We start from the raw sequence: 11,027 nt of genomic DNA on the forward strand, positions 1-11,027 counted from the left end.
TTATTTGTTAGTTGGATTTCTTTCCCCAATATGTCTTGTTCTTGCCGGTGGCGGCATAGACGAGGGTCGCCTTGCGTGGAGATGCCTCCCAGTCGCACTCGCGGCTGACGTAGAGGGTCACTCCGTTAGAGGTCTTGAGCACGTTCTTGGCTGGGTCGAAGCTCCAGGTGGCTCCCTTCCATGGACCGTCGCTGATCTTTCCGTCAGCACCGAAGGTCATGTTTGAAGACGCCTTCTGATCCTGGTATCCGTATGAGAGGTCGATGTGCTCCCATGTTCCGGCGATCTCGTCCGCAGATATCTCGATCTGAGGAACTGCACCGTAGCGCTCCGGAAGTACGAGTGGCCAGCCGTCCTCTGTCCATACTATCCTGCGTACATGACCGAGCATCACAGCGTTCGGAGCGTTTCCGCCGCCATTTGTAGGGAAGCGGGCCTGAGAAGCGTAGTACCAGTTGTCCTTGCCGTCGTCGAAGATCGCACAGTGGCTGATTCCTACCCAGCCGTTGCTGCCTGCGAACTTGTATGGATGGGTCATGATAGGATATGCCTGGCCGAGGTCGATAGCGCTGCTGCCGTTGATGTCCACGTATGGACCGTCAACATCCTGAGAACGGAGCACACGGGTGTTGTATGCAACGCTCAGCTCGTCATAAGCCACGAAGAGGTAGTAGTAGCCGTTGCGGTAGACGATCTCAGGACCTTCCGAGCCCTGCCAGCGTCCTCCGCGGCTCTCGATAAGCTTTCCGTATGGGGCAATGTCGCTATCCGAACCCCATGGGTCAGGGAGCTCAGCCTTGGTCTTACCGCTCTGAGGGTCGAGCTCTACGGCTGCGATTCCGCTGTGCCAGCTGCCATAGATGAGCCAGTGTGCGCCCTCAGGGGTCACGATGTATGATGGGTCGATCGCATTGAACTTGAAGTAGCCGTTCCAGTCGTTGGTGTTGCTGCGCTTCCAGTTCTTTCCGAGGTCCGATGATGAGCAGATGACGAAGCCCTTGTCCTCCCAGCTGCCGTTGTCGCCAGGGTTCTCGGTCTCCATGAGTCCGATGAAGGCTCTCTCCGTCCATGTTCCGTCGAATGCGGTCGAAACAGGTTTTCCGTTTCCGATGTAGTTGTCGAGGATGATAGAGTAGTACATCCTGTAGATGGTTTTTCCTCCGATCTGGACCTTACGCACGCAAGGTGCCCAGAAGCCGTACTGAGGCTCGGTGATCGCAGGAAGTCCGAGCTTGGTCCTGTACTCGTTGCACTTGGTGAGCAACCATGCAGGAGCCGAGTTCATGGTCGCACCGAGATACTCCCAGTTGATGAGGTCCTTAGACCTGCGGCCATGGAAATGTCCGTGTCCGTCATGAGCGTTTCCGAAGGAAGCGTCAGTCTGGTACATGTAATAGTATCCGTCGTCAGCGAGGACTACGGATGGGTCGTGAACGTTTGCGAGGTTCCATTCATTGCGCTTGCTCCAGTCGGCGATGTTGCGGTAGTCGTCCTTGTACTTAGGAGCGACGTAGTCGTCGAGATTGCCCGACTTAGGAGTGGTGAAGCTGGCTTCCTCGGAATAGTTGGTCTTGCCGGAAGCCATCACGAAGGCTCTGACATAGTAGGTCTGACCGCCCTTGAGACCGTCGAGGACAGCGGTGAAGTCCGAACCGCTCACGTCCTTCCTGTTGGAAGAGAGGGTAGGGCCTTCCTGGAGCGAGTATACGAAGCCCTTCATCGTGATATCGGAAGAGCTGATCTCAGTGCTTGACTTGACTGTTGCGCTACCGGACTCGATGTCGGATACGGTCGGTTTTGCTACAAGGGTCTTTCCAGGCTGTGGATCAGGATCTGGACCGGGGCCAGGAGTGGGATTCGGCTCTGGTTCGCCACAGCTCACTGCCATGAGCGCGAAGGCTGCTGCAATAGCCTTGATGATGTTGCTTGCGTATTTCATTTCGCTCGAAAAAATAATAAAGGGGGCGAAGGGATTGGCTTCGCCCCCGTAAAGATATGAATTTTTACTTAACTACAGGGTGAACACTGTAACCAGCTGCGAAGAATTCCTCCGCATTGTCGTGGTTGTCGTTCGCTGAGTTACCATTAAGGTTAGGGTTTGCATCGAGAGTGCCCTGGAAAATAGGGAAGTACTCGTGACCTGGCTTGTAGTAGCTGAGTGAAGCGTCAACGCTGCCGGCAGCATTGAATGTGCTGTGCTCGATGATCTGGTTGAGACGATCCTGGCTGTAGAAGAAGCCCCAACGGATGAGGTCGATACCACGGCCGTTCTCGCAACCGAACTCCTTTGGACGCTCAACGTTTGCGATCTGCTCGAAGAGAGCGTCAGCAGTAGTGAAGTCCTTGAGCTCAAGCCTAGGGAGTGCAGCACGTACACGAACCTCGTTGATGTAGTCGATGGCAACCTGGTTAGGGCCGCTGATCTCGTTGATACACTCTGCAGCGCGGAGAAGGACGTCAGAATAACGCATCATGCGGAGGTTGATACCGCAGTGAAGACCGGTGACGATCTTGTCGCTGAGACCGAGGCGAGCGTTGGTGAACTTAGCCACAGGGATACCGCCGTTGGTAGGGTTAGATACAGGAGTTGCAGTGATTGCATTGCAGTAGAGCTCGTTCTTACGTGGGTCGCCTGCAGGGTAAGCTGCGGTCTTGGTTCCGGTGTAAGAATCATACTCTGCCTCATAGGTGCAGAGGGTCCAGTAGAGACGTGGATCGAGCTTACCGTCGGTGCAGCGCTCTGACTTGAAGAGCTCATAGAGCCAGTCTGCAGCAGCAAGGTCACCCCAGCTACCATACTCGCTAGGACCGTAGTTGCTCTCTACGGCATGGCCCTGGGTAGCGTTTGAGCTGATGTTGACAGGAGTCCACTCCTCGTCAGTGCCCTGGAGGTCATGGTCTACGAACTGAACCTCGAAGAGGCTCTCGTTGTTGTTCTCGAAAGCAGCGCCTTCCTTGAAGTTCGCACCGAAGTCATCCATGAGCTCGTAATGACCGAACTCGCCGCGTATGATCTTCTCGAGGAGGTCGAGAGCGGCAGCATAGTCGTGACGGAACATGTATGCACGTGCAAGGTAGCCGGCAGCAGCGCCTGAAGTAGCGCGTCCCTTTGCGAACTCACCGCCAGCATCCTTGGTAGGGAGCATATCCATCGCTGCGATGAGGTCAGCCTCTACCTGGTCGAGGATCTCGTTCTGGCTCACGTTCTTTGCGAACATGGTCTCGAGAGACGAGTACTGGTTGTAGTCATTGAAGAGAGGAACTGTCTGATAGTAGGTTGCAAGCTCATAGTAGGCGAGACCTCTGAGGAAGTATGCCTGACCCTTGATCTCGTTGTAAGCCTTCTCGGAAATCTTTGCGTTCTCGATCTTGGTGATGATGAAGTTGCAACGGTTCACGACGTGGAAGCAGTCACGCCAGATCCACTGGCAACCGATCTCGTCGGTGTTGGCAACGTTGAGGTTGTCGTATGGGAGGTACCAGATTTGTGATGCGTTCCATACCTCGTCACCGCGGACAGCGTCCATGGTGTAGCCTACGCGGGCGAATGTGCCCTCGAGGCGGATTCTGTTGTAGCATGCCACGAGAGCCTCCCTGAGGTCTGATTCGGTCGCGCCGAAGTCGTAAGTCGTCTGGTTGTTAGGGTTCTTGACGTCGAGTGCAGAGTTGCAAGACGCCATGCCACATACAATCGCGAGGGCTCCCAGAATTATATTGATCTTTTTCATTTGTTCTTGGTTTTCTGGTTGGACTTCTTAGAATGAAAGCTTAGCACCGAACATCACTGTCATAGGGGTTGGGTATGAGCAGTAGTTGTAACCTGGGGTGAATGTGCCACCTGCGAAGTCGATGTTGTAGCCTCTGTACTTTGAGAGGGTTGCGATGTTCTGGGCAGATACATAGAGGCGTGCGCCTGAGATGATGCCCTTGAACCACTCGTCCTTGAAGTTGTAGCCGAGCTCGATGTTAGAGATCTTCCAGTATGAACCGTTCTGGAGGAAGCGAGCTGAGAAGAGGTCGTTGGTGACTGAACCCTCAGCCTTGTACGCTACTCGTGGAGTAGTGGTGCTGTGGTTCTCTGGAGTCCAAGCGTTGATGAGCTCAGTGCTCTTGTTGGTAGCGCCGTAAGAGCCACGGAGAGTCATGTCCACATAGTCGAGCACCTTGAAGCCTGCTGCACCGAAGGTAGCGACGCTGAGGTCGAAGCCCTTGTACTCGATGCGGAAGCTGAGACCGAAGTTGACCTTTGCCATACCGTTGCCGATGAAGTCGCGGTCCTTGTCGGTGATCTCGCCGTCATTGTTCACGTCGACATAAGCGACGTCACCTGGCTGCGCACCGTTCTGGTTCACATGCTTGCCCTCTGCATTGGTATAGTTGTCGATCTCGTCCTGGCTCTGGAAGATACCATTATATACATAACCGTAGAACTGACCAACTTCCTTGCCGACCTCGGTACGGCAGAAGCCGTCGGTACGGCCCTCACCTGAGATACCGAGAGAGGTAACCCTGTTCTGAGGGATGGTAACGTTACCGGAGATGTCGTACTTGAGCGCATGGTCGTAGTTGTGGAATGCTGCTGCGAGCTCGAAGCCGCTGTTCACCATGGTAGCTGCGTTCATTGTCACGCTTCCGTTGGTGACACCTGCCTCGGCAGGAACTGCCACGCTGTAGAGGAGGTCCTCAGAGACTGCACGGTAGTAGTCGCCGTTGATCTCGAGTCTGCTGTTGAAGAGACCGAGGTCGAAACCTACGTCGAGGGTCTTCTTCTTCTCCCAGCGGATAGCCTCGTTCACGTAGTTGGAAACTGCTGAACCGGTCACCTTGTTGCCACCGAAGCTGTAGGTGTAGTTACCACGTACCATGGTGTCCATGTACTGGTACTCACCGATGTTCTCGTTACCGAGGATACCGTAGCTTGCGCGGATCTTGAAGAGGCTCACCTTGCGTGAATCAACATTGAAGAAGTTCTCCTTGTCGATTCTCCAACCTGCAGAGAATGAAGGGAACCAATCCCAGTGGTTGAGTGAAGAAAGGCGGCTTGAACCATCACGACGAACGGTTGCCTGGAGGAGGTACTTGCCATCGAAGTCGTAGTTGATACGGCCGATGTATGAAGCAAGGACATGCTCGCTCTCGTAGCTGCCTGCGTCCCTGGTGGCGGCGTTGCCGACCTGGAGATAGTAAGGCTCAGGCATGCTGGTACCGGTACCGGTGAGAGTGTGATAATACTCACGCTCGAAGGTGTAACCGAGCACTGCATTGACGTGGTTGCGGCCGAACTTTCCGTCATAGGTGAGGTAGTTCTCGATGAGGCCGTCGCTGTATGTCCTGTAACCCTCGTTGAGCTTCTCGTTGCTCTTGTCGAGGTAGTTGGTAGAACTTACGATGAACGCAGGGATGAAGGTGAAGTCCTTCGCGAAGGTCCTGCTGTAAGAGAGGTTGAGGTTGTAGGTGAGGCTCTGGTTAGGGTTGCTGTAACCGAACATACCGAGGAGGTCCACGGTAGCTGTACCAGTAGCGACGATACGGTCAACCTTTGAGTTTCTCTCGAGGAGATTGTTGGTGAGGAGAGGGTTGGTCATACGGAGGTCACCATGAATCTTGTCATAGTAGGTACCGTAGCCATAAGCATCGTAGCTGTAGTTAGGAGCTGCTGCGATCACGTCGTCGAGGCACCAGGTCTTGTCGTCGTAAGCCTTGATGGTAGGAGGCATGAGGAGTGCAGATGCCATCACCGGGTACTGCTGGCCGTAGAGACCCTGCACATACTCGTTGGCATTCGAGAGACCCATGTTGTCCTGTGCGCTGTGGCTATATACGATACCGGTCCTGAACTTGATGAACTTCACATCCATGGTGTTGTTCACGCGTGCGGTGAAACGGTCGTAGTTAGGACCTGCACCCTGGAGGGTACCCTTCTGGCTGAAGTAGTCGAGAGCGACGTTGTAGGTGTTGTTCTGTCCACCGCCGGAGAGGTTGATGTTGTGGTTCTGGCGGATACCGAGCTTGAACATTTCGTCGTACCAGTCGGTGTTGACCTTCTTAGGATCGATATAGTTCTCGCTGTTCACGTCGTAGCCTGAAGGGATGGCCATGTTGCTGTTGGTGTATGCAGTGCGTACATAGTCGCTGTACTGAGATGCATCCATCACGCTGTAAACGCCACTCTTGATCTTGTCGATACCTACATATCCGGAGTAGTCAACGCGTACTGGCTGATCCTTCTTACCGCCCTTGGTGGTGATGATGATCACACCGTTTGCTGCACGCGAACCGTAGATAGCGGCTGCAGATGCGTCCTTGAGGACCTGGATGGTCTCGATATCGTTTGGAGAGAAGTCGCGGATGGTGGTTCCCATAGGCACACCGTCGATGACATAGAGAGGAGCTGTGCTACCGAAGCTACCCAAACCACGGATGCGGACTGCAGGATCAGCACCAGGCTGACCGTCTGAAGTGATCTGGACACCGGCAACCTTACCCTCGAGCATGGTCGAGATGTTGCTGTTTGAAACCTTCTTCATCTCGTCAGCGTCGACGATCGATACTGAACCGGTGAGGTCGGCCTTCTTCTGTGAACCGTAACCAACGACTACGATCTGGTCGAGGAGAGTGTTCTCAGACTTGATGGTGATGACACCGAGGTCGGTGCGTCCTGCGAGCTCCATCTCGATGGTCTCGTAGCCGAGGCCCACGAACTGGAGGGTTGCGTTTGCAGGAACAGAGAGAGTGAAGTAGCCGTCGAAGTCGGTGGTGGTACCGATGGTGGTACCTGCTACCATGACGCCGACACCCATTGCTGGCTCGCCGCTTTCCTCGACAACCTGACCCTTGACGGTCACCTTGTCTGCCTGCTGAGCCATAGCATCTGCTGCAAATGCGCTGAAGCTAGCTGCCGGAGCAACTGCGAGGGCTGCGCAGAGAAGTGCTTTCGCAAATGTATTTTTCATATTCTATCGTTCAATTTTACAGGTAATTGAGGTAAGCCTCCTCGACGATGTTGCAGAAGTTGAGGTCGCTGCTGTTCACGCCAAGGTTGTCATAGTACTGGAAGTGCTCCTTGCCGTTTGCATAGATCACATGGTAACGGATGTTGGCGGTGTTGTCGCCACAGTTGGTCACGGTGATGGTGATCTCGGAACCGTTGATGTTTGCTGCAAAGGTGTCCCAATCCCAGTTGCTGCTAGCTACGACGGTGTCGTAACCGCCGCCCCAACCGAAGTGGTCCTCACGTACGACTGCGTACTCGGTGAGGTCTGCTGCACGGAGAGCGGTGCAAGGGCTGTGGAAGTTTGCGAGGTTGTCGGAACCGACCATCATGGTCACGGTCTCGCTGGTGTATGGAGCTACATGCCACTCCTTAGAGAATCCCTCTGGAACCCACCAACCGGTGCTGAAGTCAGAAGCGCCGACCTGAGTTGTCTGAGGCTCGTTGGCACTCTTGGCGATAACGAGGCTTGCTGAAGTCTCGACGGTCTTGCCTGAAGCAGAGGTGTAGGTGATGGTTGCTGCGTTCTCCACGGTACCTGCGGTAGCCTCGTGTACGAACTTGTCACCTGCGTATGCTACGGTGAACTGGGTAGGAGCAAGCATAGACTTGCTGCCGTCGCTGTAGGTTGCCTCTACCTGGAATGCACCGGCTGAGAGGGTCACATACTTGGCGTTTCCGATAACGTTAACCTTGGCTGACGCCTCGAGGCTCACGATAGGGTTGGTGACTTCGATAGTGTAGAAGTTGTTGACAGACTTGCCATAGTTGCCCTGCTTGGTCTTGCTGTAAGAGTATACTACGGTCTTGCTTCCGACAGTGGTGAGGTCAGGAACCACGGTGAAGGTGATGTCGTCCTTCTCGGCAACAGCTACGGAACCGTCCTCGAAGGTTACGGTAGCGACAGCCTCGCCCCAGTAGTCCTCATCGCCGATCTCGAGTGCGGTAGGGTAGCCTGCAGCCACGATAGATACTGGCTGCTGATCCTCCACTGCTGCGATCTTTGAAGGAATGAGGTATGCCTTCTTCATCTCGAACCAGCTGCCGTCGCAGATGAGGAATGCGTTGAACTCATCTGAGCTGACAGGGTGGTTGTAGGTCTCAGTCATTACGACAGAGCCGTCCTTGCTGGTCATCTTTGCGGTTACGAAGGCGTAGCCTGATATAGAGTGGTCGATTTCCATCTCGACGGTCGCTCCCTGAATGTTTTCACGGAAGTCGTTCCAGACGTCGCCGTCGCCGTCAAGGTCCTCATAGTCGGTGCCGATAAGGGCACCGTTGTAGTCACCGTTACCCCAGCCGTATGCGTCTGAGCGGATGACGAAATACTCGCTGTAACCGTCGCCGTCGCGCTTGCCCTTTGAAAGGCAGAGGTTCCAGTTGTTCCAGTTGTTGGCACCTGAACCATGGTTTACAAACTCGAGGTGGAGGAGCTTGTTCGAAGGTACAGGGAAATAATCTGAGAATTCAGTCCACCAGCCTGATGAACAGTCCTCAGCTCCGACGATAGCGTTAGCAATCGTGACATAGGTGGTATCACCTGTGTCCTTCTTGTTCTTCTCCGCTATCTCATCGATCCTGCTCTGGAGGTCCTCAGGAGCGTTGATCTCGATCATCGAGATCTCCGAGCAGCTGACGGACACCGCTGCAGTGAATGCTGCAGTGCAGAGTACGCTTAGCATCAATCTTGGAGTTTTCATGCTTTTACGATTTTGATTTTTAGAGTTGATAATTGTTGTTGATATGTGATTACTATAAAATGCAGTTCAGCCCGTCCGGACGACTCGTGGATGACTCGTGTACCGGCGGGTTCACATGGTAGATATTTGAACGATCGTATTTCTGCACAGAACCTCGAGAATACGGCAGAATCGTAGCCAAAATGGCCATGAATCGTTTCAGTGTCATAACATTTGTGGATTATCCACCGCAAATGTATAGTTCTTTAAAACTAAAGAAGTGAACAAACAAACACAAAAGGTGGATTTTTGGACACTACTCTTTGGGGAATGAACTAGGTGATACTCCGAACTCCTTGGTGAAGCAGCGCGTGAAATATTTAGGGTCGTTGAATCCGACCTCGTATGCGATCTCGGATATGTTCATGGTCTTGCTCACGGAGTTGTTGATGAGCATCTCGCGGGCGATAGATAGACGGTATGTCCTGATGAACTGTCCGACAGAATGGCCCATCGCTTCCTGCATTCTCTTGTTGAGGAGGGTCTTGCTAAGGCCCATCGCACTGCAGAAGGTTGCGACGTCGAGCTCTGGATCCTTGTAATATTCGCGGACTACCTCTAGAGCCTTGGCGACGAACTTCTCGTTCTTGGTCTCTTCAGGCGACCTGTTCTCCTGAGCGTTCAGGATCTTCTGGCCGGCGAGTTCCTCGTTCTGCCTGCTGAGTATGAGGTTCTGACGAGCAAGCTCATCGGCTTTCTGCTCGATGAGAAGTTTCTGCTGAGATATTTCGCGTGTCGTTTCCTCACCCTTTTCCTGAAGCTGCTGCTTGTATTTTACCAGTGACTTCATTTTCCATTTCTGATACCACAGACCGGCAGATGCGAGAAGGATGAGCATGATTACGTAGAACCACATCGAGTGGTAGAAATACGGCGCCACTCTTATCGAGAGCTCTATGTTTCCTATTATCTCTCCGGCAGGGTCGTGTGCTCTGACATGAAGTATGTACCTTCCGCTGCTCAGTGAAGGGAATGTGATGAAGTTCCTGTGCATAGGAAGTTCGAACCACTCGCTGTCCAGGCCTTCCATCATGTAGGAATAGCTGGTCGACTGCTCCGGCCCGAAACTGAGAGAAGAGAACTGGATGCCTATCGAACGGTCCCTTTCGTGTATCTTCAGTCTCCGTGGACTGATGTCGTGCGAAACCTTTTCACCTACGGAGATGGCAGTGAAATGGAGGTCTGGGTGGCTCAGCCTGCTGACGATATTGCCCGGGTTGATCACGGACATGCCGTTCACATGGCCGAAATAGAGCCTTCCATCGCTGCCCCTGAAAGATGCGTTCCAATAGAAATGGCTTGATTCCAGACCGTCGAGGATTGAATAGGAGGTGAATCTTCCGTTCTCCGGGTTGAACTTTGACAAACCGCTCTCGGTAGAGATCCAGAGCACTCCGTCCTGATCTTCCAGTATGCCCTTGACGCAGTCGTTCACCAGGCCTTCCTCATGGCCATAGTTTACGAACGAATAGCTTCCGTCGCTTGAATATACGGACTTGTAGATTCCGTTTCCGTTGCTGCCGACCCATATCGTACCGTCCGCAGCCTCGCAGAAGCAGGTGATCTTTTCTAGGACCTTGCTGTCCGGATCGTCGAGTTTGCACCTGTAATTAAGGTACGGGAATTCCATCCCCTCTGCCGAGACTATCCTGCTGTCGAGGTCGAAGATGAACACTCCTTCCTGCGTGCCGATCCAGAGATTGTTGTTCCTGTCGATAAGCGAGCCTATGCTTCCGTAAGCCTGATTCTTGAGAGCAGGGAGCAGCGTCTCCTTCTCCATGTCATAGTAATATATGCCCACATTGGTACCTATCCACATCAGCCTGTTCTTCCTGTCCATGCAGAGCGAACCGATGTAGCTCATCCAGTCCGGAACCTGCTGTCGCGGAGTGATGCTTCCCATTACCTTCAGCGGAAGCTGGGTCGAGACTATGTTGACTCCGCCGCCCCAGGTGCCCACCCAGAGCCTGTCCATGTCGTCCTCCGCAATCGTGCTGACGGAATTGTGGCTCAATCCTGCGTTTTCCGTCGTGAATCTGCGGAATCCTTCCCATTCTTTGCTCATGCAGCTCAGACCAGCCTCCACATTGCCTATCCAAAGCTTGCCGTGGCTGTCCTCGAATATCGCATTGACAGGGTTCGGGGGCAAGGTAAGTCCATTCCCTTTAGCCCCCGAGTAGTTCTCCACCGGCAGGAGCTTAGGATATATCTGTACGAATCCTGCACTCTCTGTACCTATCCATATATAATCTCCATAAACCTTGATGCAGTTCAGGAATTCGCTGCTCAGAAGTGCA

General features: G+C 53.5%; 5 protein-coding genes. All 5 read right to left on the reverse strand.

The features are described 5' to 3' along the window. Window positions 1-7: 7 nt before the first annotated feature. Complete coding sequence (locus AC06ND_RS03195; protein ID WP_475677551.1) at window positions 8-1,939, reverse strand: arabinan endo-1,5-alpha-L-arabinosidase; 1,932 nt, start codon at window positions 1,937-1,939, stop codon at window positions 8-10. Window positions 1,940-2,003: 64 nt separating this feature from the next. Beyond that, entirely contained in the window at window positions 2,004-3,728 is a 1,725-nt protein-coding gene (locus tag AC06ND_RS03200) for a RagB/SusD family nutrient uptake outer membrane protein (RefSeq protein ID WP_475677552.1), read from the reverse strand. A gap of 27 nt (window positions 3,729-3,755) precedes the next feature. Next, window positions 3,756-6,953, reverse strand: coding sequence for a SusC/RagA family TonB-linked outer membrane protein (locus AC06ND_RS03205; RefSeq protein WP_475677553.1), 3,198 nt, complete (start codon window positions 6,951-6,953; stop codon window positions 3,756-3,758). A gap of 16 nt (window positions 6,954-6,969) precedes the next feature. After that, entirely contained in the window at window positions 6,970-8,691 is a 1,722-nt protein-coding gene (locus AC06ND_RS03210; protein WP_475677554.1) for a hypothetical protein, read from the reverse strand. A 295-nt stretch (window positions 8,692-8,986) separates the two neighbouring features. Continuing rightward, window positions 8,987-11,027: two-component regulator propeller domain-containing protein (locus AC06ND_RS03215; protein WP_475677555.1), on the reverse strand; the 2,041-nt coding region annotated here is incomplete at its 5' end.

It is taken from the genome of Candidatus Cryptobacteroides sp., assembly GCF_056207615.1.

Coding starts and splice junctions, on each gene's coding strand:
- AC06ND_RS03195 (WP_475677551.1), bottom strand. CDS start 1,939: ATGAAATACGCAAGCAACATCATCAAGGCTATTGCAGCAGCCTTCGCG.
- AC06ND_RS03200 (WP_475677552.1), bottom strand. CDS start 3,728: ATGAAAAAGATCAATATAATTCTGGGAGCCCTCGCGATTGTATGTGGC.
- AC06ND_RS03205 (WP_475677553.1), bottom strand. CDS start 6,953: ATGAAAAATACATTTGCGAAAGCACTTCTCTGCGCAGCCCTCGCAGTT.
- AC06ND_RS03210 (WP_475677554.1), bottom strand. CDS start 8,691: ATGAAAACTCCAAGATTGATGCTAAGCGTACTCTGCACTGCAGCATTC.